Raw genomic sequence first — 26,624 nt, 5'->3', positions numbered from 1 at the left:
CCACTTTCGCAAACACCCACACCATCACTTACTGGCAAATTTCTATCTTTTAGTGGCCGAATCCAGCACCAATTCCGAGTTAGATAAGCTCGAACTTCACTCAAACGCTCAAGGTGCTCCTCCTGTTCAAGATAGGACTCTGTAGTATCTAGCAATAGCTCTACACGCTCATAATCATAAGCCTTAACTGCTTGTCGTAATTCCTTTTGAAGAAACTTATCAAAACCAAGCTTACCAGTGATGTATTTCATGACATGGTAGGAATCTAAGCAATATTCAAATAGACTCCTACGTCCTCCAAGCGATTGGAACTTATCCGCTTCATAGCCCGAACCTCCGTCACTATTGGCAATGATAACAGTTCGGCTTAAATCATAATGAGTAGACAAATAGGAGCGGATTTCTTCAAACAAATCTTTACTCGTTCCAAAGCAGCCAAAATAAACCGGATTGATGAGACAGTTCCGATTACCTACCTTCTCAACTCCCTCATGGATAAAGCCCCGTTTATATTCTAGGTGTTTTCCCTTTTCTTGACTGCCAATCCAAATCCCATCAGCTTCTATGTAAAGAACTTCTGTTTTTTTCTTATCCGATACATCAAGCTCTGAGTCTGATGTTTCTTTTATCTTCTCTGCGACACTCTGACCTATCGCGTGAACCGTCTGATGACTAATGGTTTGATTGGTTAGTAGCTCTACAGATCTCCCTGCTTGTCGATAGGTCATACCAGTCGACAATTGAGCTATCTTTTCTTTAAACAATGGACTGAAATGTTGGCGCGGTTCCAGACCTAAGGCCCTATCTAAAGGAATGAAACTTTTCTCACCTTGTTTCCGAAGACGACGGCGTTTAAAAGTTACTGTACCAAACAAAAAGGTTATCTGACGTTCTTCCAAACGATCAATAGACCAACCATCTTCTAAATAGGGCTGAATCAGAAATTTATCCAGCAATTCTAGACAGTGGCTTAGAGAATCTATGAATAACTCAGAAAAAAAGCAATGAAAAAACTTCCTCAACTTCGGATAAATTTTGACAGTCCTTTAATTTCTCGAAAATCTCTGATACAATAGTCATAGGTTCTATATCCTTTCGGGTTGATTTTGCACTTCCTAGGATATAGGACTTTTTTATTTTTTTCAATCGGCTACCGAGAATTATTTTACACTAACGTGGTAATCCCTGAGTTTATCACTTTATACTCGAAACAGTTCGAAATCTGAAACGAATTTTAATCCAGGAATTGGATTAAAATTTATAGGTAATGAAGCAAGCATCGCTTGCCATCAATCCGATGAAGACAGAACTAGGGGTTCGGCGAAGAGGATTAACACATTCAGATTTTGAAGTGTAATGAGTATTAAAAAGACAAAAGATAGCAAAACCCTTTTCCCCCAAGGGTTTTGCTATCTTTTTTAATTATTTTCGTGTTGTATCTGCAGATGAGTCCCATATCTTCGCTCAATATTTATGACATAAATTTCATTCGCCATCTCGCACAACTTCCAATAAGACTTCAGCCTTGAAGATAACTCTTGCCCCTACCCTCATCTTTTTTAAAAGATAGGAATTTCGCCATCCTTTACCAACAAGCTAAATCCGAATATCTTCCACAATGCGCATAAAACGATCCCAGTAACTGGTTTCATGTGAGAGCTCACCTTTATAGGCTTGCACCTTGTCAGGGAAATCTGTAATCATACCATCCAATGGTGTTTGAAGGTAACGAATCATATCCATGTCTTCATTGATGGTCCAAATATAGAGTGGCTTCTCAGCTTCTTTGGCTTCCTCAACCAATTGAGCGGAATAAGAGAATTCCTCAACAGCTAAGAAATCAACCTGATCAATCTGCAAATCACCAAAGTTAAAGGGAATCACATAGCCCGTTTGAATTTGTGGTTCCCTATCTTCCAATTCACGCATGACTTCGTGTTTCAAGGACATCACAGGATAGGTATGTTCCGGATCAAGACGATTGAGCTCTGCTAAAACAAGGTCTACATAATTGTCCGGTTCCGAACCATGCGGTTTTAATTCCACCAAGAGTTTGATCTGATTTTCTTTAGCAACTTGAACAAATTCCTCAAAAGATGGAAGTTTAGCCTTGTGCCCATCCTGTTCCAAGGGAAGTCCAACCAGCTCATCATAGGTCATGTCCGCAACTTGTTTATCAAGTCCCGCTAGGCGTTTCAGATTATAGTCATGCATCACCACTAATTTCTGGTCCTTGGTCATCAAAACATCCATTTCAACCAGATCTGCACCGGCTTCCTTAGAAGCCATTATTCCCTCTAGGGAATTTTCAACGGCTTTTTTGATAAAACCTCGATGGGCAATGGTTAATTGCTCCTTATTCAAAACCTGGCTGACTAATTGCAGGCCACTGGCTGCCATAAAGACTAGGAAGACTAGGACAACTCCGATATAGAGCAAAAGCTTACGACTCGTGGCCTGCCCAGTATGAGCTTGCAAAGTCGGTGCGACCCGATTTTGATCCGTAATTTCCCATAAAAGGAAGATTATCAAGGATATCTTTGTTAAAAATGTAAAGAAATGAAGGCTCCACTCGATAATGGTGAGGAAAAAACTTTGTATAAATAGCGATTGCCCCGAGGGATCCATCAGAACCGAAGCCAAAACGGTGGCTAGTACAATAAGAGCGACGATAAAACCAATGGCAAGCTCAACCAAGGACCAGGCTCCTAGAAGGCGCAATTTGCCTGTCTTCGTCATCGACCAAGATTCTTGAATAGCTCGTCGAATGCTGACTTGCTCCAAGGAGATTAGAGGGAGAGTAAAAATAAGGCGTAAGTTGACATAAGCAAACCCTAGAAAAAGAACTGGTAGTAAAAAATTACCCCAAGTCGACTTGGTCAATTCTCCTGTGATAAAAGCTGGAATATAGAGTTTACTGGTTAATGAGGGACCAAAACCTAAATTAGCTACCGGAACGAGGGATATCAAATAAAGAACAAAGACGGGTAGGTCCAACCAAGACTGCTTCCTCATGCTAGTCCAGGTACTACGTAAAATGACACGCCAAGAAAAATGCTGCTGTTGATAGGCACCGTAAACCATGAGTGACAAGGCTGTCATCTCGAAAAAGATCAAGCTAGCAGTCATCACTAGGAAAAAGATGAGAGCCAAAAGACTAACTGGATTCAGTAGGATGCTCGAAAGGTTATCCAGTCGCAAACTTTCTTGATCTGCCGAAAAGAGGATAAACCGGAAAGAAAATTCCAATAAATAGGTTCCAACAAGACCAATCAGAATCTGCAAGATTCCGATCCGAATAAAATAAGTCAAAAGATCCGAGCCCAGGTCCCGAAGAACCTGGCCCACATCCCGAAAGATTTTTTTCATGCTATCTCCCTTAAGAAAAAGGCTGGAACACTTGGCTCCAGCCCTATTGTTAGTTATTAAAATAAGATTTTCTCACGTGTTTTTTCGTAAGATTTCACAAAACGATCCGTCACACCAGGTTCAACAGTTTCCAAAGCTTCAGAAATGCGTTGGAAGGAAGCCTGGTAATCAAACTCTTCTTCAAAGATAGAGAGGGCATCTTGGAAGGCTGTCTGAATAGTGTCATCAAAGGACCGGTAACGGTTGGAATATTGCAAGAGTTGTTCGGTCAATGTCGCATTCCCTACAATGGTATAGGTTTCTGCTTCCAATTCAGCCATATCTTGATTGAGAATCTCCAAGAGGCGATTCACAGATTCGACATCCACGCGCTCTTGATCCAACTCATTGAGAAGGTCTTCGGCATTGTGGCTTGCCGTGAAGAAGAGACTTAGGAAGGATTGCGGAATACCTGGTAACTTGCGTTTCTCCATGTATCGCTTGATCGTATGCAACTTGTTAACAGCAATGCTGACTTTTTGACGAGCCGCACTGTCATCTTTTTCGATTTGAGCCAAGCTATCGCCCAATTCCATTTGTACATCTTCAATTTTTTCCAAACGTTCGCGGCTATCTTCCAATTCTTCCAATACTTGAGAGAAGGGAATTTCATCTGCTTGCTGACTCTCGTCTACACGACTCATCACCAATTTTTCCAAGGCGATCAACTCACCTTGTAATTCGTGCATTTGACGAATACCAGATTCCTTCACAATATAATTGACAGACAAACGCTCCGCCTCATCCAAGAGATTCTGGTTATTGGTTTGTGTATGACGAAGGTAATTCGGCAAACTGTGGACCAACTTGTCGACCTCTTTCTTCGCATCCATTTCTTTGGTAAAGATTGCGTATAATCCTTCGATTTCTTCTTGAATCAGCTCATTTTCAAATTTGGTGTTGTCCAATTCCAGAGCTTTGAGGTTGCTGCCATTCTTTTGCAAGCGAGAATGCAATTGCTGGAATCGAGCCTCAATATCTGTTTCTTCAAAATGATAATCTTCTTCCAGAAGTTTCCGGTAGCCCGTTTCTAAATCATCCAACTGGTCCGGCAAATCTTTTTCCAACTGCTCAACCAAGGCTGGTACCCCATCCACAATTTGTGTGAGAGCGATGATATAATTCTCAGTCTTATCCAAGACTTCTGCCGCTTCTACAGGGTCGCCAGAAGAATTGAGTTTCACAAAGCGGCTAAACTCTGCCTCAATCTGCTCCATCTGTGTGCGAATTTCTGGAAGCGCTTGTCCATAATGACTCTCATTCTTGTCAATATTTTCTTGCAACTTCTCAAATAAATCCAAGGCATGGAGCACGCGCCCACTATTTTCAGCCTCTTGTTGCTCCAATTCCAAAACCGCCTGACGAATGGCTTGCACGTCTTCGGAGACCAAATTTAATTGACTCTCCACACTTCCGATGGTTTGGTTAGTCTTAATAAAACGGAAAGAATTGTTGTAAGCCTCGGCCTCGAACAAATCTGTCTCAATAGCTGCAAAGGAATTCAGGGAAATATCCATCCACTTTTGATGCCATTCCCGGAAATTCACCTGACTCTGACCAATCAAATGCATATTCTTGACACGTTCCATATCCTCGTTGACTGGTAAATTAAAGAGCTCGGTTTTTCTTTCTTCTAATTTTGCCAGAAGAGTGTCATTCCTCTTCCGCAGCAAAATGGCCACAATATAGGCCACAATTAATAATACAACGATTACAATGACCAGTATAATCAACCCACTAGACATCCCATACTCCTTACATTTAATACTTGTAAACAAACAAACTTGATTATACCACAGTTTGCCTTGAAAATCCTAGAAATCATAAAAATCTTTAGATGTCCAAGGTTGAATATACCGCATTGGCTTCAATGAACTCTCGTCTAGGCTCAACCCGGTCCCCCATCAGCATATCAAAGACCCGGTCTGCCTCAGCCGCGTCATCAACAGAAACACGCGCCATTAAACGATGATCTGGGTTCATGGTTGTCTCCCACAATTGGTGGTCATCCATTTCCCCAAGCCCCTTGTAGCGTTGAACGGTTGGTTTGGAACGACCCGAACTGTAGCGTTCTAGTGCTGCTTGCAATTCTTGCTCCTGGTTGGGGCCAGGTTGAATATATTCCTTGATTTCACTACCGACTTTAACTCCATAAATTGGCGGTTGAGCAATATAGACATAACCTGCCTCTAGGACCGGACGCATATAGCGGTAAATCAAGGTCAAGAGCAAGGTCCGAATGTGGGCACCATCGACATCGGCATCGGTCATAATCACCAACTTGTGGTAACGAGCCTTGGCTACATCAAAATCATCCGCAAAACCAGTTCCCATGGCCGTAAAGAGCGAACGAATTTCTTCATTGGCCAGAATCTTATCCATACTAGCCTTCTCAACATTGAGGATTTTCCCACGAATCGGTAAGATAGCTTGAAATTCCCGATTCCGACCGGACTTAGCAGAACCACCCGCGGAGTCTCCCTCCACGATAAAGAGTTCTGTTTGAGCCGGATCATTGGAGGAACAGTCTGCCAACTTCCCTGGCAGGTTGGAGATTTCCAAACCAGATTTTTTACGGGTTACTTCACGCGCCCGCTTGGCCGCAATCCGAGCTTTGGAAGCGAGAATTCCCTTCTCGACAATCCGCTTGGCAATCTGCGGATTTTCCAAGAGGAAGGTCGTAAAGGCGTCTGAGAAGAGGCGATTGGTGATCTTCACCACCTCACTATTCCCCAACTTAGTCTTGGTTTGACCTTCAAATTGCGGATTCGGGTGTTTGACCGAGATAACAGCTGTCAAACCTTCTCGCACATCATCACCTGTCAGATTCTCATCTTTTTCCTTCAGAATTTTATTCTTTTTGGCGTAGTCATTAATTACCCGCGTCAAAGCTGTCCGAAAGCCCTGTTCATGGGTTCCACCTTCATGCGTGTGAATATTATTGGCAAAACTCATAAGGGTTGAATGGAAACCACCCGTGTACTGCATGGCTACCTCAACCGTGATTCCATCTAGCTCCCCTTCGGTATAAATCGGATCAGCGAATAGAAGGTCCTTGTTCTCATTAATGTATTCCACATAAGAGGCAATCCCACCATCGTAATGGTAGTCCTTCCGTTGCTCCATCCCTTCCCGCTTATCTTCCAGAGAGATGGCCAAGCCACGATTCAAGAAAGCCAATTCTTGGATCCGTTTATTGAGTTTGTCAAAATCATAAACAGTTGTTTCAGTAAAAATTTCTGGGTCTGGAGTAAAATGGACCGTTGTTCCAGTTCGATCGGTTTGGTCAATCACTTTCAAGTCCGCTACGACAGCTCCACGCTGGTATTCCTGATAGTAAACTTGTCCATTCTTATAAACTTTCACATCTAGCTGAGTAGACAAGGCGTTTACAACAGAAGAACCAACACCGTGGAGACCTCCGGAAACCTTGTAACCACCGCCGCCGAATTTTCCTCCAGCGTGGAGAACCGTGAAAACAGTCTCAACCGCAGGGCGACCCGTTTTTTCTTGGATATCGACAGGAATTCCCCGACCGTCATCAATCACTGTAATGGAATCATCTGGTTCGATGATGACTTGCACATGTTTTGCAAAGCCCGCCAAGGCTTCATCGATGGAATTATCAACAATCTCCCAGACCAGATGATGCAAACCTTCCTTGGATGTAGACCCAATGTACATTCCGGGCCTCATCCGCACCGCTTCCAACCCTTCTAGGACTTGAATCTGGCTGGCATCATACTCCTGAGCATTTTTCTTTTTATCTTTGGCGTCAACCATCTGACTCCTCCACTCTTTTTATAAACTCGGCTAACTGAGGGGCACTATCAAAAAGATAGGTTGCCATCCCCGCATTTTGACCTGCAATCATATCCATCGGGCGGTCTCCAATGACCAAGGTGTTCTCCAGATGATACTTGTCTTTCAAATAGAGAAAAGCCTCTGGACTCGGCTTCCGTGCAAAGCCCTGATCAGATGTGACAATTTCGGTGAAATAGGTCAAAATACCTGTTGCTTTTAAAATTTCTATCACTTGTTTGTCTCGATGCGAGACTAAAAAATGTTGAGCCCCAACTGCCTGGAGTTCCTCCAATAATTGGGGGATTCCTGGAAACAAAACAGGCTGGGCAAGTTCTTTGGCTTCTTCCAAGCGGTACTTACGCCGAAAATCAGGAATACCAGCCGCATAGCGCAAAATCGCCACATCTGTGGCTTCCTTTAAACTGGCATAAATTTCTTCTAGCGCAGCAGTACGTCCTTCATGTTCAAGGGTTCGTAAAAAAGCTTGGCTGGAGGAGACATAATTGTCTAACAAAGTCCCTCCTAGATCCCAAATAAAACTCTCAAATTTCATTCCTTAATTATACCATAATTTAGAGGAGTCAGCCAGCCTAAAAAAGCCCTAGAATGGGATTCTAGGGCTGGTCAGATCACATTTTTTCTTCAAACAAATCGGTGTAGAGCATGGCCTTGCGTAAGTCCTGACTATCGCCTCCTAAAGCATCCACCAAGGCATAGGAGAAAGCCAAGGCTGAAGCTGGACCACGACTGGTAATCACGCGCCCATCCTGAACAACCGTTTCTTTCTGGTAGTGACCTGCTTGGATTACTTGGTCGAATCCGTCATAACTGGTATAGTTTCTATCCTCCAGCAGTCCAGCTCTTTCCAAAGCAATGGGGGCTGCACAAATCGCCGCAACCAAATTTCCTTGGGCTTCTGTTTGAGCCACCCAAGCCATCAGCTCGTCATGATTTCGAAGATTCTTGGCTCCCGGCATGCCGCCCGGTAAAACAACCAAGTCAAAGAGGGGCAGTTCAGGACTCCAGACTTGATCCATCTGCACAGTAATACCATGGGAACCTGTCATTTGGGCTTGGAGCCCAACCATCTGGCAGTCGAATTCTGCCCGACGTAGAACATCGACTACTGTTAGGGCTTCGATTTCCTCGAACCCTTCCGCAAAGAGTACAGCGATTTTTTTCATATTCGTCTCCTTTATAGGGTTTGTCGTAAGACAACCTTTCTTCTTTTTGGCCGGACACGGCCTTCTTCTTCATCCCGCAAATGATTCTGATAGGCGATGGATAAAATAAGTCCAATCCCAATCAAATTCGAAATGATGGAGGATCCCCCCTGAGAAATGAAGGGAAGGGGAATTCCGGTCAGTGGTAAAATCCCGGTCACAGCTCCGATGTTTTCAAAAATATGAAAGAGAAGCATGAGGATATAGCCGGTAGAGATATAGGTATAAAAAGGGCTACGTGAGCGAATGGTAATCCGCACCATACGCCCAATTAGCAAGAAATACAACAAGAGCAAGACCAAGCCACCTATCAATCCAAAATCCTCCGCAATCACGGTGAAAATCATATCACTCTCACGAACAGGAATCTGTAGATTGGAAACATTGAAACCCTGACCCATTAAGCCCCCACTCCCAATGGCAATCTGACCTTGAGCTTGCTGAAAAGTTGTTGTTTGAGCAAAGTCAAAGGGGTTGAGCCAGGCTACAATCCGATTAATCTGGTAGGTCGGCATCCCTAACTGATGGAGAAAAGCCCGCCCATCCTCTTGCGATAGGAGAGCCACAAATCCACCTGCCAAAACTGTAAAGAAAACAAATACCGGTAAAATGATTTTCCAAGAAACATTGGCAATCAAGACCATTCCAGAGAAAATAGCCAAATAAACCATCGCCGTCCCTAGGTCATGTTGCAGCCCTAAAAGAACCAAAACTGGGAGCGTGGCGAGGGTCAAGGCCCCGATGATTTTCACATCAAACCAAAGAGTACGCTCTTCCCCAAGCTGACGTTTATGCAGCCAATCCGTGATTTGAGCTAACATCAGAATGTAGGGGATTTTCATAAATTCTGATGGCTGAAAAAGCGTTACACCATTGATAGACACCCAGTTTTTGGCTCCCGTTGAAGCCACCAAATCAGGATTGTAATAAATCAAGGGTAATACCATCAAGCCAAGCCCTAAGGCATAAAGGATAGGCGTCATTTTCCAGAGAAAGGACTGGGAGAAAAACATTGTAATGAAACCAACCACCAAGCCCAGTAAAATCCATGCTCCCTGCTGCAGCAACATGGTCCAAGCCACCTCTGGATAATCATGACTGAGAGCCACATAGAGAGCTGCCAAACCAATCGCTAATAAGGAAAAAACATAGAGTAAAATCCCGTAGTCAATACGGGCATCTATTTTTAATGGTTCTCTAAACATGGACCTCAACTTTCTTCATATCGTTCAAAAAAATTCGCAATCTCATAAGGAATTAAATCTTGCGGGCGAATCAACAATTCTCCAGCTTTACGAAGCTCCTCCTGCAGGTCCTGACCATAGACTTTTCGTGCCAGACGACCATCTAAAATGAGAACTGCCGACAGCTGATTCTCCCGCCGTCTGATACGCCCCATAATCTGTTGGAGCCGTTGACCTGCTAATGGAAGAATAAAATCATCAAAAGGTTTGAGCCCCTCCGCCGCAAGAGACTGAGACAACTTATCCACCAGAATATTTTTAGGATTGGCAAAAGGAAGACGAACAATCACTTGAATCACTTGATCTAGTTTTTTCAAGTCCACGCCTTCCCAAAACGAGCCCAAAGCCAACAAGACTTGATGATCCCCTCGTTCAAAACGCTTCCGCAAGACTTGGTTATCTTGCCCTTCTACCTGGGTCAAACAAGGAACTGACAGTGTTCCTGCAACTCGATTTAGTAACTCGCGGGAAGAAAATACCACCATCATCGGATGTCCCATCGGGTACAGGTTTTCAATCCAAGCCCCTACAAAATTGGCATAGGCCGAAAAATTCATCAAGCTAACATCTGGGAATTCCGAACTCGTCAAAACAAGCTGCCTTCCCAACTTAGGACCAGGGAAAGAAGCAACATCCACCTCTTCAACTCCAGCTAAGCGGAGCAAGCTTCTGGCAAGAGACTGGTCCAAACTTGCCGAGATGAGATAGGTATGCCGGCAAACTTCGATGCCTTGTCCCAACTGAAAGTAGTCCCCGCCAACCGCAACAAGCTCCTCCTGATTTTTTCGACCCCGCAAATAGAAATCCACCCCTTCTTCAAAGAAAAAGCGGAAACTATCCGGAAGCCGCTCCAGACCAAGACGGCGGAGAAGACCTTGAATGTTTGCCAAACTCCCCTGCTCCAACTCCAGATAGTTTTTCCCAGCTTGCCGTGCCTTCCAAACCTCCAACTCAACTTGCAGTTCCTGTAAGAATTTCATGCGCTTAGGCTCTTTTTCAGTAGCCACGACATCTTGTAGTTTTTGCGCCAATTCCAAATAGGGGATTTTAAGAGTATTGGCTTCTTCCAAGCCGCGCAAAAGGGACTGCGCTTCATCAAGCACTAAATAAGTATCTGAAAACAAGGCCGGATAAGACTCCAGCAAACTGGGTAAAAAGGCATGGTTGGTCACCAAAATAGGGCAGCCCCCCATTTGTCCTTCCAAGCGACGCCAAAAATCCAAGGTCGGAAACAGGCTCCGTTCCCCAAGTTGTCCTTGGTGACGCAGGTCTTTTAGAATATGTTCCAAGCGATAAGCTTGACCAATCTCATCCAAATCACCGGTCTCAGTCTCAGCCAACCAAACCAAGAGCTGCATCAGAAAACGACCAATAGAGCGTTTGGTCCAATCTGCTTTTTTCAAATAAGCATGGAGGGCATCTAAACTCAGGAAATTCCGAGGACTCTTCACCCCAAGCAATTCCAGACCAAATGTTTGGGACAGAAGTTCACCCTCCTGCTCCAGCAGTTGCTGCATAAGGATCTTCGTTGGAACGGATACCAGCAAGCGCCGACCTTGATTCAAATCTTGAAGCAAACCCAAAAGATAAGCCCACGTTTTCCCACTGCCTACCTCTGCTTGGAGGACAGAAACACCCTTTTGTCCCTTGGTCTCATGAATGTAGTTGGCCAAGGCTGCTTGAGCTGGACGAGCTTCTAAACCAATTCGCCGGAAATTCTCCTGCCAATCTCCCAGTGACACCTCACCCCTGGCGGACCGCACAGGCTTCCTTACATACAGCCCATGCTCCAGCAGGATGGCAGAATCAGAGGTTTCCTCCATCTGTCCCAGACAATCTTGGAAAATCAGACCAGTTTCATAGAGCAAGGCATCTGATTTTTTCCACAGTTGCTCCACCAAACCTTTGGGAAGCCCCTGAATTCGCTCCATCAAAACCAAGAGTAACTCTGCCGTTGCCTGGGCATCCGCCAAAGCAGTGTGGGCATTCTCTAAAGGAATCTCCAGTTCCTGACACAAACTCCCCAGAGAGTAATGTTGGAAGCGCGGAAAACAAACTTGAGCCAATTCTACCGTATCCACGCGCGGAGTCCGCAACTCATACCCTTCCCAAAACAAGGCCTCAGCCAATAGATTGGCATCGAAGGTCACATTATGGGCTACGAAAACAGCATCTTCCAATAAATCATAAATCACCCCAGCCACCTGACTAAAAAGCGGTGCCTGTGCTAATTGTTGGTCTGTAATCCCCGTCAACTCAATGATATGCTGATCCAAAACCTCCTGTGGGTTCACATCCGTTTGATAACTCTGTACAATTTCACCATTCTCTAAGAGGACAATCCCCACCTGAATAATCTTGGCCTGATTACCCGGATTGGTGGCTTCAATATCCACGATGGCATACTTCTGATTCATCCTTTTCATAGTGTCTAAATTATATCACATGAAAGACCATCATCCTATCCAAAAAAAGGAAGGTTTGTCAGAGCTTTTAGGATGTCCCGACAAATCTTCCTCAGAGTTATAGAATTATTGGATCCTCCACTTGAGATAGGCATCCATGAAGCCATTCAAGTCCCCATCCATAACCTTATCCACCTGGGCTACTTCGTAACCGGTACGGTGGTCTTTCACCATGGTATATGGAGTGAATACATAGGAGCGGATCTGGCTACCCCAGGTTATTTCTTTTTTATCTCCTTTTAGGGCATCGACTTCAGCTGCCTTTTTCTCCTGCTCCAGTTGATAGAGTTTGGCTTGGAGGAGCTTCATTGCTCGGTCTCGGTTCCCGTACTGGGTCCGGTCTACGGTGGACTGGGTTACAATCCCAGTTGGGATGTGGGTTAACCGAACCCCGGTCGATACTTTGTTGACGTTTTGTCCACCGGCCCCTCCAGAACGGAAGGTGTCCATTTTAATTTCATCATCACGAATTTCAATCTCGATGGTGTCGTCCAACTCTGGCATGACCTCTACGGATGTAAAGGAGGTATGGCGGCGTTTGGCAGAATCAAAGGGAGAAATCCGAACAAGGCGGTGAACGCCCATTTCAGACTTGAGCAAGCCGTAGGCATTTGGGCCTTCAAAGGACAGGGTCACACTCTTGATGCCAGCCTCATCCCCAGCTTGGTAATCCAAGGTCTCAACCTTAAATCCATTGGCGTTGCCAAAACGGGTGTACATCCGCAGCAGCATATCTCCCCAATCCTGGGCCTCTGTTCCACCCGAACCGGGATGGATTTCCAGGATGGCATTGTTATGGTCATAAGGCTCGGACAGAAGCAAGGTCATCTCATATTGCGTCATCCGTTGCTCTAAATCTGCCAATTTCTCTAGCAACTCTTCCTGAAGACTCTCATCCTCGCTCAACCATTCAAAAAGTAATTCGGACTCGTCCGCCAACTCTTCCATTTGATGGAAATTTTCATAGGTTTGTTTACGCTCATTCAATTCTTGAGACACCTTCTGCGCCGCCTGATTGTCATTCCAGAAATCAGGATGGGTCATCTGGTGCTCCAATTGCGCAATCTCTTCCTCTAAAGCCTCTAAGTCAAAGAGACCCCCTAAAAGATGTTATTTTTTCACGGTTGGCAGCCAAACGCTGCCGAATTTCTGCATTGTCCATTGTGCATCCTCCTCTAGATTCTTCATCCTATTTTAACGTAAAGACGCCTTTAGGTCAAAGGCCTGATAGGCCTGATCCAACTCATCCAGTAAGGCTAGCTTGTCCCCTTCCGGCAAAAAGGCTGCCTGGGCACTATCACGGGTAATCTGGTAAACATCCCCCACCGTCAAGGAACCCACTTGAGCATCTAAGGTGCCAAATTCTTGGGTCAAACTGCTAGAGGATACCGTCCGGTTATCGGTATTGATGCTAACGGCCAGACCCGTTTCTCGGAAGATCCCAAAGGGATAGGTTTCCCAAGATACAGAAGCTCCTGTCTGCAAATTGGAAATCGGGCACATCTCCAGCAAGATTCCTGCCGACTTCAAATCCTCCGCCTGTGACAAATCCTTGATCAAGGCAATCCCGTGGCCAATGCGTCTTGCCCCATAATCCACAGCCCACAGAACATTATCGAGATTTCCTGTTTCTCCTGCATGAGCTGTAAAAGGAATACCCGCAGCTCGGGCTTCGAGGAATAACTCTTTAAAAAGGGGCATCGGATACTTACTTTCATCACCGGCCACATCCAGGGCTACAACGCCTTGACCCAGGTATTTCTCTGCCAAGCCCAGAACTTGACGATTCACTTCCTCAGACCGTCCCCGCATCATACAGAGAATCAAGCCCAGACGAATAGGATAAACCGCTTGCGCTAGTTTAACTCCCTCAATAGCCGCTTGCACCACTTGCTCCATACTGAAATCAGCTGTCTGAATAAAATCGGGCGAAAAACGGATTTCCAAATAACGAACACCTTCTGCAGCAGCCTGCTTCGCCACACTCAACACCGCAATCATCATGGCTTTTTCAGATGCCAAGACTTTGGTGGTCACAGGGAAACACCGTAAATACTCCGTTAGGTTCAAGCAAGTAGCTGGCGCTACCGCCTCCTTCAAAAGGTCTTCCTCGGTTTTAGTAAGACCTTCTAGTTGGTAAAGCTGGCTTAAAGCATGTAGATCAACAGATCCATCTAAATGACAATGGAGTTCCACTTTGGGCAGATTCAATAAGGTTTCCATGATTCATCCTCTCAGGTAGATTTTTCCTATCATACGATATTTCTGATTTTTCGTCAACGATTTTTCTAAAATTTTTACCAAAAAGAGCATAAATTCCACACTTTCTACTTTCAATAAACTTAAAAGATTCGTGTTTTTACGAATAAATCAGATACAATCATCGTTTGAAATCTAGTATGCAAATGCCATAAGGAAACCAACCTCTAGTAATCACTCACTAACGCTCTCCTCATTCATGAGCCAATCAACAATGTAATCAACCTTAATCCCATCAATCTCATTCACTCCTTCATACCTCCCCGTTATCAAGGTTTTCTTGAAGTTGTCTTTGATTAACAACAAATGATCTGTTTCATGACTATTTTCTGGAATTTGGTAGGCAACTTGGTAATATTCAACCACCTCACCTTTCTTGGCAATAAAATCTATCTCTTTGTCATCTAATCTTACAACATTGACCTTATAGCCTCTCCTTAATAATTCCACAAAAACAATATTCTCCAATCGATTCCCTTGATTACTATTGCTAAAACTAACAGCGTGGTTTCCTAACCCATTATCAACCATAAAGTATTTTGCATTGTTCCTTAAAAGAGCCTTTCCTCTAATATCGTAAGACTTTGTTTCATAAAATAGAAATGCGACTCTTAATAGTTCCAGATACCGGACCATTGTATGGTTCGAAACTTCGATTTTTTCATTTTTTAATACATTAACAATTTTACTAGGGTTAACGAGTTGGCCAACATTATCCGCTAAATACGAAACGATATTTTTAAGCACCTGAGTATCTCTGATTCTTCCCCTTGTTGCAATATCATTTAATAAAATAGAATCATATATCCCAGAGAGGATACTCTCTTTTAAGTATTCATTCGATAAGACAACACCTGGAAATCCACCATACTTTTCATACTCTCTATAAGCAATATCAACCTCTCTCGATTTTTCATCAATCCCTTTCACAGCCAGAAATTCTTTGAAGGAAAAAGGATAGACTTCAATCTCTACATATCTGCCACTCACTAAGGTAGCCAACTCTCCAGATAACAACTTGGCATTGGAGCCTGTTATCGTAATATCACAATTATAACTAACCCGCAATCCATTGATAACCCTTTGCCATCCCTCAACAAATTGAATTTCATCCACCAATACATAAAATGGATCATTATTTTTAGGGATTGCATTCAAAATAGTCTCTCTAAACTCCTCTGCTGTAGTGATTAATTGATTTTCAAAACTTTCTAAATTTAGATAGATGATGTTCTCCTCCTTAATCCCTGACTCTAATAAATAATCTTTATACTGCATGAGTAGGACCGATTTCCCACACCGTCTAACCCCAGTTATAACTTTAATAAAATCAGTATCTTTAAAATCCAGCACTTTTTTTAAATAAAACAATCTCTGATACATTTTCATCCCCCTTAATTGGAAGTATACTTCCAATTATACCCGTTTTCTGTGTTTTTTGGAAGTATACTTCCAATTTCGGTTCATTCTTAGACTTTTTGGAAGTATACTTCCAATTTTTCAACTAGAATCTCAGGAAGTCTAGCAAATAGTCTGAGATTCTAGTTGAAAAATTACAAAAAGCAGTGAACAGATCCTGTCTCAAGGAACTGACCACTGCTTTCTTCGTTCAAATTTTCTTAAATAGCGTTTTTATCCAGACCCATCCGGCGTTGGATCCATTTCACCACTTCAACAATCACCAACATGAGAACACTTCCAATAAGGACAACAGTCCATTGTTCCAAGTTCAGTTCTGTTACGTGGAAGATTTTTTCCAAAGGCTTCACAACAATTGTAGCTGCCAGTAGCACGAAGGAAACAACGATGGACCAGTTAAAGGTTTTAGACTTAAATGGTCCAACCGTAAAGATGGATTGGTAAACAGATTTAACGTTAAAGGCGTGTACCAATTGGATCAAACCAAGGGTCGCAAAGGCCATGGTCAAGGCATCGGCGTGAATCGCTTCATATCCAGAATGTACTGGATTTTGAATGGCATACCAGTAAACTGCCAAGACGAGGAGTCCTTGAAGAATACCTTGGTAGATAATGGAGCTGAGTACCCCACCAGAGAAGAAGCTGGAATTACGGCCACGAGGCTTGTGCTGCATGACACCTGGTTCTGCCGGCTCAACCCCAAGGGCAATTGCTGGGAAGGTATCAGTAACCAAGTTAATCCACAAGAGGTGAACGGGTTCCAAAACATCCCATCCAAAGAGGGTTGCCAAGAAGATGGTCAAGACCTCAGCCGTATTGGCAGAAAGGAGATATTGAATGGTTTTCTGGATATTGGAGAAAACCTTCCGACCTTCTTCAACCGCCACGATAATGGTTGCGAAGTTATCATCCGCAAGAACCATGTCAGATGCTCCTTTAGAAACCTCTGTACCAGTAATCCCCATTCCGATACCGATATCGGCTGTTTTAAGGGCTGGCGCATCGTTGACCCCATCCCCTGTCATGGCTACAACCTTACCTTGGTTTTGCCATGCTTTCACAATCCGCACCTTGTGCTCAGGTGAGACACGCGCATAAACCGAATACTGACCAACAACTTTTTCAAATTCTTCATCAGACATCTCATTCAGTTCAGCCCCTGTTAAAACATGATCTTCTGTATCTGCAGGATCGATGATGCCCAAACGTTTCGCAATCGCTTCTGCTGTATCTTGATGGTCTCCAGTAATCATGATTGGACGGATTCCAGCTTCTTTCGCTACACGCACAGCTTCTGCTGCTTCAGCCCGTTCTGGATCAATCATTCCAATCAAGCCAGTGAAGATCAAGTCATTTTCAAGGTTCTCAGAAGTCAACTCTTCTGGAACGGCATCGATGATTTTATAGGCACCTGCCAGAACCCGTAAGGCTTCTTTAGCCATGGCCGAGTTGTTTTGGGCAATTAATTGACTGGTTGCTTCATCAATTGGAGCAATTTCCCCAGCCTTATCACGGCTGACACAACGTTTAAGCAATTGGTCAGGAGCTCCTTTGACCGCTACAAGGAAGCGTCCATCTTCCAGAGGATGAACGGTAGACATGAGTTTCCGATCGGAATCAAATGGCAACTCAGCTACCCGTGGGAATTTTTCCAAGTAAGCTGTTACGTCAAAGCCCTTGTCTAAGGCATATTGAATAAAGGCTGTTTCAGTTGGATCTCCAATAAGATTTCCATCCGCATCAATCTTAGTATCATTGGCTAAGACAACCGAACGAAGAACTGGTAAATCTAATCCAAGCGCAAGCTCGTCTTTAGAGTCATGCAATTCGCCGTCGTAGAAGACTTTTTCAACCGTCATCTTGTTCATGGTCAAGGTACCGGTCTTATCACTGGCAATGATCTCAGTTGAACCAAGGGTTTCAACCGCTGGCAAGTTCCGAACAATAGCATTCCGTTTGGCCAAAACTTGCGTTCCAAGTGCCAAGACAATCGTTACGATGGCTGGCAAACCTTCTGGAATAGCCGCAACGGCCAAGGCTACTGCTGTCATTAATCCTTCCAACCAAGGTTGACCACGGAAGACGACACCAACCAGGAAGGTTATTGCTGCAATTCCCAAGATCGCAAAGGTCAAGAACTTAGACAACTGGTTGAGGTTTTCTTTCAACGGTGTTGCAGTCTCGTCTGCATTTTGCAACATGCCAGCGATGTGACCTACTTCAGTGTACATACCGGTATTAACAACAACCCCGGTACCACGTCCATAAGTTACATTGGAGTTTTGGAAGGCCATATTGACCCGATCTCCGATACCTGCATCTTCTGCTAGGCTTACTGACAAGTCCTTTTCAACTGGGACAGACTCCCCTGTCAGAGCCGCCTCTTCAATTTTTAACGAATTGGCTTCTAAAAGGCGCATATCTGCAGGCACCACATCCCCTGCTTCAAGCAGAACGATATCTCCTGGCACCAATTCCTTAGAAGAAATCTCCGTTACATTACCGTCACGTAAAACACGCGCCGCAGGGGTTGACATGTTTTTAAGAGCTTCAATTGCTTCTTCAGCTTTCCCTTCTTGGTAAACCCCAAACATGGCATTAATGACAACTACGGCTAAAATAATAAGGGCATCCGCAATGTCGTGCCCACCAGAAGTAATCACGGACAAGGCCGCCGCGATCAAAAGGATGATAATCATCAAATCCTTAAACTGCTCTAGGAATTTCTGCAGCAAGGTCTTCTTCTGGCCCTCATCCAACTCATTGGCACCAAATTGTTCCAAACGCTCTTTAGCTTGAGCGCTCGTCAATCCCTCCTGCTTGGAATCAACCAAACTCAAGGTTTCTTCGGGGCTCTTAGTAAAAAAAGCAACTTTTTGTTGTTCTTTTGACAAAACTCTCCTCTTTCTAGTCTCTTTTTGGCAAACAAAAAGAGACTTGTTTTATTGAACAAGTCTCGCTATTTCATCCAAGGCCGGAAATGAATTTCGGATTGACGACCTTGACACGGTTGAAACCGTTAGCTACTCCCTTGATTTCTATAGTATTTTATCAAATGAAAAGAAGAATGGCAAGGCTCATGCAGAAAAAGTCTTAGGACAAAAGAGCTATTCCCCCTCATCCGTCCAAGTCAAACGAAAGTCATACTCGGCAAAAACAGATTCCCCGTCAGCTGATAAAAGCTGATAGCACATGATCAAGGTCTGGGCTGATATATCCAGTTGCATCGAATCCGTTTGGCTAATAAATTGTTGCAGGCCCATCGGCGTGTGCACCCCTACTGGTACCTGCTTCTGATCCACAAATCGCATAATGGACTGGGGGGTGCTAAAACGTGTCATGACCAACTCATCCTCTTTAAACTTGAGAACCACCTTCTCCCCCTCTTCATTTTTATATAGAAAATAGGTAAAATCTCCTTTTTGGCGTTGCTCGGCCTCATAGGCTTGATGGACCACTTCCTTTTGGTCACCAACCTGAATGTAATTGGTAATTTCAATCTTCACGGTAAAACTCCTCGATGGTTTGACGAATGGTGTCGACACTTGGTCGAACTTGGCTTTCCAAACTTTGGGCCGCAGGGATGGGGCTGAACAGGCTAGTCAGACGTTTCAGACGTCCTCGATAGCCCAGTTCCACTAAAGAGGCCATGATTTCTGCAGCTACTCCAAAATCTCCATAACTCTCGGTTACAACTAGTGTCTTGTCTGTTTTCATAGCCACTTCCAACAAGCCGTGGCGATCTAGCGGACTGACTGTTACAGGATCCACCAGGTTCACCTGATAAGGAAGCCCCTCAAGGGCTTCCTGAACTAGTGGAAGCATGGCTCCAAGGGCAATAATCGTTAGATCATTTCCTTCTTGTAATACCTTCACCTTGCCCAAGTCTACTTCATAAGGCTCTTCGGGAACATTTCCTACTGTCCTATAAAGGGATTTGGGTTCCAAAACCAAGACAGGGTTTGGGCTGGCCACAGCCGCCATCAGCAAGCCTTTGGCATCATAGGGATTGCTGGGTATGACAACGTGCAAGCCCGGAACATGGGCAAACCAAGCTTCCAAACTTTGGGAATGTTGGGTGCCTGCTCCAGTCCCTCCTCCTGAGGCCGCCCGAATCACCACGGGAGCTGTCATGGTCCCACAAGATGTATAGGCAATTTTGGCAATTTGATTGACGAGTGGGTCCATCGCAACCGTCAAGAAATCCGAAAACTGAATTTCCATAATCGGACGTTTTCCTAAAATGGCCGACCCCATGGCTACCCCTGTCATGGCTGCTTCCGAAATGGGCGTTTCCAAAACACGGTCTGGGAATTTTTCAATCAATCCCTTGGTTGCTCCAAATCCACCACCGTATACACCCACATCTTCTCCCAAAACAAAGGCTCGTGAATCCCTCTCGAGGATTTGTTCTTGAGCCTCTCGGATGGCTTCCAAAAAACTGAGCTGTCTTCCCTTATTCATTTTCGACCTCACACCCCGCTGCAGGACTGGCATAAGCCTCTGCAGCTTCCTCCATTAAAGTTTGATAAATGCGTTCTTCCATAAAAGCGAGTTCATCTTGAGTCCGGTAGCCTTCAATTAGAATGAAGTCGCGTAAAGCCACAATTGGATCTTGGTAGTTTAAGTACTCATCCTTGGTGCGATAGTCTTCTTTATCCGACCGAGAATGGCCTCTGAACCGATAGGTTGTCACCTCCATGAGGACAGGTCCATCTTTAAGAACTTGACGCGCCTGTAAAAAGGCCTCTGCGACCGTAAAAATATCCTGTCCATTGATCTTGAGGCTCTTCATCTCATAATTCTGTCCCCGGCTAACAATGTCTCCAGCAGTCATATGATCCGTATAGGAAGACATGGCGTACTGATTGTTTTCAATAATGAAGAGTATCGGTAACTTCCAGACGCTAGCCAAATTCAGGCTTTCATGGAAAGTTCCTTGGTTAGTCGCTCCATCCCCTGAAAAACAGAGGACCACCTGATTCTTCTGATCCATCTGAAGTGCCTTGGCCAAACCAAGCGCAATGGGGAAGTTTCCACCAACGATGCCATTCCCCCCAATAAACCCCTTGGAAAAATCAGAAATCTGCATGGAGCCTGCCCGCCCCCGGTTGATCCCTGATTCCCGACCAAAAATCTCCGCAAACATGGCCTTCGTTGATAATCCCTTAGCAATGGCATGACCATGATTACGGTGTGTGGACAGGGTATAATCTCCTCGATCAGCCAAGGTCAAGATGGCTGTTGCAATAGCCTCTTCCCCATTGTATAAATGGGTAGTCCCATAGATTTTCCCTTGATTGTTGTAATCATCGAGGATATTTTCAAATTGACGAATCTTAACCATTGTTTCATACCACGAAAGAATGGTCTCTTTTGCCCATTTCATTGACCGATCATCCCCTTTTTGATTTTTCATATCCCCATTTTATCAAAATAAGTATGGTTTCCCAAATCGAGATACTTTGGACTGTTGATAGATCCCTAAGAGCAATCAACTCCTCACACAGTTTTCAAAAGATGCTGACCTTTACATCAAGCGGAAATAGTGGAATCGCTGATTTTATGGTAAAATGTTGCTATGATTGAAAAGGTTTTTCGGGATCCTGTTCACAACTATGTTCATGTGAACGACCCTATTATTTACCAATTAATTAACAGCAGGGAATTTCAACGGCTACGTCGGATTAAACAACTGGGGACGTCCAGTTTTACCTTTCACGGAGGAGAACATAGCCGTTTTTCACACTGTCTTGGAGCTTATGAGCTAGCACGTCAAGTCACGCAAAATTTTACGGAATCCTATCCGGATATCTGGAATTCAGGGGAAAACCTCTTAACCATGACAGCTGCCTTGCTTCATGATGTCGGACATGGTGCCTATTCTCATACGTTCGAAGGGCTCTTCCATACCGACCATGAGCTAATGACGCAACGCATTATCCTGGATCCAGACAGTCAGGTTCACCAGATACTTCTTCAGGTAGCCCCTGATTTTCCGGAGAAAGTGGCCAGTGTTATTGATCATACTTATCCAAACAAGCAGGTGGTCCAGCTCATTTCCAGTCAAATTGATGTCGATCGGATGGATTATCTTTTACGGGATTCCTATTTCACTGGCACTCACTATGGAGAATTTGATTTAACGCGGATTCTCCGCGTCATGGAGCCGGTGTCCAATGGTATCGCATTTCGTCGGAATGGCCTTCATGCAGTGGAGGACTATATTGTCAGCCGCTTCCAGATGTATATGCAGATTTACTTCCATCCTGCCACACGCGCTATGGAAGTCCTGCTCCACAAACTCTTGGAGCGAGCTCGGAAGATTTTCCCGGAGTATCGGGATTACTTTGCCTACTCTTCCCCTCGCCTCCTCCCTTTCTTTCAGGAAGAAGTTAGTTTGGAGGATTATTTGGCACTAGACGATGGAGTTTTGTCCACCTATTTCCAATCCTGGATGACTAGTCCCGATAAGATTCTTTCAGACTTGGCCCAGCGTGTCATTAACCGTCGTGTTTTCAAGTCCATTCTTTTTGAAAAAGAGGATGAAGAGCATCTCCAAGTACTTCGTGACTTGGTTCAAGAGGTTGGATTTGATCCCCTTTATTACACCGCTATCCATCGTAATTTCGATTTGCCTTACGATATCTACCGTCCTGATGAAGGCCGGTCTAAGACTCAAATTGAAATCCTGCAAAAAGACGGTAGCTTGAGAGAACTGTCTAGCCTATCCCCTTTGGTTCAGGCTTTGACCGGTACCCGCTACGGAGACCATCGCTTTTATTTCCCTAAGGAAATGATGGGCGAGAATGATCTCTTTTCCTTTCAAGGAAAAACCTTCCAATCCTACATTCAAAACGATAGCTTTATTTATGGAGAACCTAAAGAATGAGTATCAAATTAGTGGCCGTTGATATCGACGGAACCTTAATCACACCCGATAAAAAAATCACAAAAGAAGTCAAAGAAGCCGTCCTTGAGGCGAGTCAGGCCGGAGTTCAAGTGGTCATTGCCACTGGCCGTCCTGTTGCTGGGGTTCACCACCTACTTGAAGAACTGGAGCTCAACAAACCTGGACACTATGTCATCACCTTCAATGGCGCGCTCGTACAAGACGCAGCGACTGGCCAAGAGCTGGTCAAAGACATCCTAACCTATCAAGACTATCTGGACATCGAGTACTATTCCCGCCTTCTTGGCGTTCACATGCACGCCATCACCAAGCAAGGGATTTTCACTGCCAACCGCAACATCGGCAAATACACCGTCCATGAATCCCAGTTGGTCAACATGCCCATCTTCTACCGAACACCAGAAGAAATGGAGGGCAAGAAAATCATCAAAACCATGTATATTGATGAACCGGAAATACTCGATGCTGCCATTGCCAAGTTGCCAGCGGAATTCTACGACCGCTTCACCATCGTCAAATCCACTCCTTTTTATTTAGAAATTCTTAAAAAAAGCGCCAATAAAGGGCGGGCCATCCAACAATTGGCTCAAGAGCTAGGGTTAACAATGGACCAAACCATGGCCATCGGGGACGAGGAAAATGACCTCGCCATGCTAGAAGTCGTCGGCCACCCCGTCGTCATGGAAAACGGCAATCCCAACGTCAAAAAAATCGCCAAACACATCACCAAATCCAATCAAGAATCCGGCGTTGCCTACGCCATTAGAAAGTGGGTATTGGACTAATGTATACCTGTAAAATCAATTCTGATCTCCAAGAATATGATCAGTTTGTCAGCCAGCACCCCCAGGCCAACCTTCTTCAAAGTAGTTCGTGGGCCATTATTAAAGATAACTGGAAAAGTGAACGGCTGATTTTCCTAGATCAAAATGAAACCCTTGTGGCTTCCGCACTCGTTTTAATTCGACCGCTTCCACTTGGACTCACCATGCTTTATGTCCCGCGCGGCCCAATAATGGATTATCAAAATCAAAACTTGGTGACCTTCGTCATGAAAACCCTCAAAAAACGAGCAAAAGAACACAAAGCTATTTTTGCCAAAATAGACCCTAGCCTCTTCCTCAGTAAGACGCTTCCCGATGGGAGCTTGGAGGCTGACCCACTCACTCAAACAGCTATTGAGCATCTTGAGACAGCTGGTGCAAAATGGACTGGCCCAACCCAAGATATCAGCGATACAATCCAACCCCGCTTTCATGCAAATATCTACAAAGGCTACTTCGGCGAAGAACACTTAGCAAAACGTACCCGACAGAACATCCGTACCGCTCGCAACAAGGGATTGGAAATTGTATTTGGAGGTGAAGAATTACTAGACGCCTTCTCCGACCTCATGAAGCGAACAGAAGATCGGAAAAATATTTCTTTACGAGGGAAAGACTACTACCAGAAACTTCTCACAACGTATGGTAATGACGCCTTCATCACGATAGCTCAATTGAATCTTGTAGAACGTAAAAAACTCTTAGAAAAAGAACTACACAAAAAACAAGAAGAAGCAAAAAAATTTGACAATAATAACCAGTCCAACAAATCGCTACAAAACCAAGATGACCAAAAACGACTCCAATCTGAACTTGATTTCCTAACACAAATGCAAGAAATCCACGGAGATCTCGTCGCAATTTCAGGAACCCTCACCCTTGAATATGGCCCAACAGCGGAAAATATTTATGCCGGAATGAACGACGATTTTGCGCGCTACCAAGCACCATTATTAACTTGGTATGAGACTGCCCTACACAGTTTCAATCGTGGAAAAAAGTGGCATAACATGGGGGGAGTAGAAAACAGTCTTGACGGTGGCCTTTATAACTTTAAGAAAAATCTTTCTCCTGTCATCGAAGAATTTGTTGGAGAATTTGATCTACCTACTAGCACTCTTTATCCAGTTGCAAACTTAGCACTTAAACTTCGAAAAAAATTAAGGAAGTAAAATTTCATGTTAGAGACGATAACTCCCCAAGAATTTGAACAGCTTCATATTGAAAAGCGTTCTTACATGCAAAGTCCACAAATGGCTAGTCTCCTGGAAAAACGAGGCTACACGATTGAATTCTTAGCCTATAAAGAAAACAATCAAATCCAAGTTGCTGCCATGGTTCAAACCATGCCTATGACGGGCGGCCTTCATATGGAAATTACCTTAGGTCCCTTGGTCGTAGAACCTTCAGGTCTAACATCATTCTATCAAGCACTTCAAACCTACGCCAAGAAAAAAGGGGTTTTGGAACTCATCATTTTTCCAAACACTTCTTATCAAGAATACACCACAGATGGAGAAGCAATCGGTTCGGAAAACAGAGCTGAATTGGAATTACTAGAAAATCTAGGTTTTCAATTTCAAGGTTTTAAAACTGGCTATACTGCTTCTGCTCCTAATTGGGTTTACCTAAAAGACTTGAGCGGTTTGGATGAACAATCACTTCTGAGCTCCTTCACCAAAAATGGTAAGGCCCTTGTGAAAAAAGCCAACACTTTTGGAATCAAACTTCGCCCACTTACAAGAGATGAACTCCCTCTCTTTAAAGAGGTAACCGAAGCGACTTCTAGCCGTCGTGATTTTTCAGACAAAGAGCTCTCCTACTATGAATATTTCTTTGATAGCTTTGGAGATCGAGCTGAGTTTATGGCAGCCTTCCTTAATTTCCAAGAATATGCACAGGAAATCCAAAAAGGGCAGCAGGTTTTAGCTCAAAAAATTGCAAAATTGGAAGAAAGACCAGCCAGTACAAAACGAGATAACCAATTACGTGAATTCAACTCACAGCTTAAAACCTTTGATATAAGGCTAGCTGAAGCACAAGATTTCATTGAGAAGTACGGTTCTGAAGATATACTCTTGGCCGCCTCCCTCTTCCTCTATATGCCCGAAGAAACCGTCTACCTCTTCTCTGGTTCCTATCCGGAATTTAACAAATTTTACGCTCCAGCATTGCTACAAGAATATGTGATGAAGGAAGCCATTAAAAGAGGAATTGCACACTACAACCTCCTGGGAATCATGGGCCAATTTGATGGACAGGATGGAGTCCTCCGTTTCAAACAAAACTTCAATGGCTATATTAGCCAAAAAGCAGGAACCTTCATCTATTACCCATTCCCATTCAAAGCAAAAGTCCTACAAGGGATTAAGAACATTTTAGGTAGAAAATAATACTCCCAAATTATTCATACCTAACTTAAAAACCTTCCAGAAACCGTATTGATCACAGGGTTTCTGGAAGATTCTGCTTTTCACCCATTGGGTGAAACATTCGACTAGACAAAAAAGGATTTCCCCTTTATGATATAAGTGAAAGCAAAATCACAAAAAGAAAGGAAATCCACATGTTCAGTCTAACAAATAATAATGCTAAAAACAAGAATTTTTCTTTTGAGGGAGGAAATCTTACGAATTATGGCGGACTGATTCTCTTTAAAGAATTGTTTGAGGTCTTGAAGCTGGCTGAGTTAATTTCCAAATATTTAGTCACTAATGATCAACGCCATTCCCCTCTTTACTCAGACACAATGATTGTTATCCAACTCATTTTTCAAATTCTAGCGGGTCATGATACAGACTATGCCTGTCAAGAATTGAAAGATGATGCTTATTTCTATCAGCTGCTAGAGTCGAAACAAGTTGCCTCTCAATCAACCCTGTCACGTTTCTTTTCACGTGCAACGGAAGAAACTGTTGAGGCTTTAAGACAGCTTAATTTTGAACTAATCCAACTCTTTTTACAATTTCATCAGTTGGATAATCTTATCATTGATGTCGATTCAACTCATTTTACAACTTATGGGAAGCAAGAAGGTTCGGATTACAATGCCCATTACCGTGCTA

Annotated in this window: 20 protein-coding genes; 5 read left to right on the top strand and 15 right to left on the bottom strand. The window is 43.9% G+C overall.

Annotation, left to right across the window (positions count from 1 at the left end; all coding sequences use genetic code 11):
* The 15 genes from I1A59_RS06520 to I1A59_RS06450 all read right to left on the bottom strand — a co-directional run.
* Window positions 1–956, bottom strand: a 956-nt coding sequence (locus tag I1A59_RS06520) for an ISLre2 family transposase (RefSeq protein WP_196091981.1), incomplete at its 3' end; no start/stop codon positions are given.
* A gap of 640 nt (window positions 957–1,596) precedes the next feature.
* The gene (locus I1A59_RS06515) at window positions 1,597–3,369 is read right to left on the bottom strand and encodes a glycerophosphodiester phosphodiesterase (protein ID WP_196091980.1); all 1,773 of its coding nucleotides are present in this window, start codon (window positions 3,367–3,369) and stop codon (window positions 1,597–1,599) included.
* Window positions 3,370–3,425: 56 nt separating this feature from the next.
* Entirely contained in the window at window positions 3,426–5,153 is a 1,728-nt protein-coding gene (ezrA, locus tag I1A59_RS06510) for a septation ring formation regulator EzrA (protein ID WP_196091979.1), read from the bottom strand.
* Between the two features lie 88 nt (window positions 5,154–5,241).
* Window positions 5,242–7,191, bottom strand: coding sequence for a DNA topoisomerase (ATP-hydrolyzing) subunit B (gyrB, locus tag I1A59_RS06505; protein ID WP_196091978.1), 1,950 nt, complete (start codon window positions 7,189–7,191; stop codon window positions 5,242–5,244).
* Window positions 7,184–7,765: an HAD-IA family hydrolase gene (locus I1A59_RS06500; RefSeq protein ID WP_196091977.1), complete on the bottom strand. Its 582-nt coding sequence runs from the start codon at window positions 7,763–7,765 to the stop codon at window positions 7,184–7,186. Before I1A59_RS06500 ends, gyrB begins: the two co-directional genes overlap by 8 nt.
* A gap of 76 nt (window positions 7,766–7,841) precedes the next feature.
* The gene (locus I1A59_RS06495) at window positions 7,842–8,396 is read right to left on the bottom strand and encodes a DJ-1 family glyoxalase III (RefSeq protein WP_196091976.1); all 555 of its coding nucleotides are present in this window, start codon (window positions 8,394–8,396) and stop codon (window positions 7,842–7,844) included.
* Window positions 8,397–8,407: 11 nt separating this feature from the next.
* Window positions 8,408–9,640, bottom strand: a complete 1,233-nt coding sequence (locus I1A59_RS06490; protein WP_196091975.1) for an FtsW/RodA/SpoVE family cell cycle protein — start codon at window positions 9,638–9,640, stop codon at window positions 8,408–8,410.
* Window positions 9,641–9,645: 5 nt separating this feature from the next.
* Window positions 9,646–12,096: a helicase C-terminal domain-containing protein gene (locus I1A59_RS06485; protein WP_196091974.1), complete on the bottom strand. Its 2,451-nt coding sequence runs from the start codon at window positions 12,094–12,096 to the stop codon at window positions 9,646–9,648.
* 114 nt (window positions 12,097–12,210) lie between these two features.
* Window positions 12,211–13,306 (bottom strand): peptide chain release factor 2 gene (gene prfB, locus I1A59_RS06480; protein WP_196091973.1). Its coding sequence is split into 2 segments (ribosomal slippage): window positions 12,211–13,233 and window positions 13,235–13,306, totalling 1,095 coding nucleotides; the frame shifts between segments, so codons are not numbered across the junction.
* A 32-nt stretch (window positions 13,307–13,338) separates the two neighbouring features.
* On the bottom strand, window positions 13,339–14,367 hold the full coding sequence (gene add, locus I1A59_RS06475) for an adenosine deaminase (RefSeq protein WP_196091972.1): 1,029 nt from the start codon (window positions 14,365–14,367) through the stop codon (window positions 13,339–13,341).
* Between the two features lie 210 nt (window positions 14,368–14,577).
* Complete coding sequence (locus I1A59_RS06470; RefSeq protein WP_196091971.1) at window positions 14,578–15,786, bottom strand: ATP-binding protein; 1,209 nt, start codon at window positions 15,784–15,786, stop codon at window positions 14,578–14,580.
* Window positions 15,787–16,022: 236 nt separating this feature from the next.
* Window positions 16,023–18,716 carry a cation-translocating P-type ATPase gene (locus I1A59_RS06465; protein WP_196091970.1) on the bottom strand — a complete coding sequence of 898 codons (2,694 nt, stop codon included), beginning with the start codon at window positions 18,714–18,716 and terminating at the stop codon, window positions 16,023–16,025.
* A gap of 213 nt (window positions 18,717–18,929) precedes the next feature.
* The gene (locus I1A59_RS06460) at window positions 18,930–19,328 is read right to left on the bottom strand and encodes a DUF1934 domain-containing protein (protein WP_196091969.1); all 399 of its coding nucleotides are present in this window, start codon (window positions 19,326–19,328) and stop codon (window positions 18,930–18,932) included.
* Complete coding sequence (locus tag I1A59_RS06455; protein WP_196091968.1) at window positions 19,318–20,286, bottom strand: transketolase C-terminal domain-containing protein; 969 nt, start codon at window positions 20,284–20,286, stop codon at window positions 19,318–19,320. The genes I1A59_RS06460 and I1A59_RS06455 overlap by 11 nt, the downstream gene beginning before the upstream one ends.
* Complete coding sequence (locus I1A59_RS06450) at window positions 20,279–21,211, bottom strand: thiamine pyrophosphate-dependent dehydrogenase E1 component subunit alpha (protein ID WP_196091967.1); 933 nt, start codon at window positions 21,209–21,211, stop codon at window positions 20,279–20,281. Before I1A59_RS06450 ends, I1A59_RS06455 begins: the two co-directional genes overlap by 8 nt.
* A gap of 192 nt (window positions 21,212–21,403) precedes the next feature.
* Here I1A59_RS06450 and I1A59_RS06445 point away from each other — a divergent pair, with 192 nt between their 5' ends.
* From I1A59_RS06445 to I1A59_RS06425, 5 genes are all read left to right on the top strand, one after another.
* Entirely contained in the window at window positions 21,404–22,714 is a 1,311-nt protein-coding gene (locus tag I1A59_RS06445; protein ID WP_196091966.1) for an HD domain-containing protein, read from the top strand.
* Window positions 22,711–23,520 (top strand): sugar-phosphatase, encoded by an 810-nt coding sequence (yidA, locus tag I1A59_RS06440; RefSeq protein ID WP_196091965.1) that lies wholly within the window; start codon window positions 22,711–22,713, stop codon window positions 23,518–23,520. Before I1A59_RS06445 ends, yidA begins: the two co-directional genes overlap by 4 nt.
* Window positions 23,520–24,731, top strand: a complete 1,212-nt coding sequence (locus I1A59_RS09690; protein WP_196091964.1) for an aminoacyltransferase — start codon at window positions 23,520–23,522, stop codon at window positions 24,729–24,731. The genes yidA and I1A59_RS09690 overlap by 1 nt, the downstream gene beginning before the upstream one ends.
* Before the next feature lie 6 nt (window positions 24,732–24,737).
* Window positions 24,738–25,952 (top strand): aminoacyltransferase, encoded by a 1,215-nt coding sequence (locus I1A59_RS09685; protein WP_196091963.1) that lies wholly within the window; start codon window positions 24,738–24,740, stop codon window positions 25,950–25,952.
* A 173-nt stretch (window positions 25,953–26,125) separates the two neighbouring features.
* The coding region (locus I1A59_RS06425; RefSeq protein ID WP_196091962.1) for a transposase at window positions 26,126–26,624 on the top strand (499 nt) is incomplete at its 3' end.

It is taken from the genome of Streptococcus sp. NLN76, assembly GCF_015686645.1.
Lineage (GTDB): Bacteria > Bacillota > Bacilli > Lactobacillales > Streptococcaceae > Streptococcus.
Note: the sequence above shows the minus strand (reverse complement) of the source record. Positions and strands in the feature narration are given on the sequence as shown.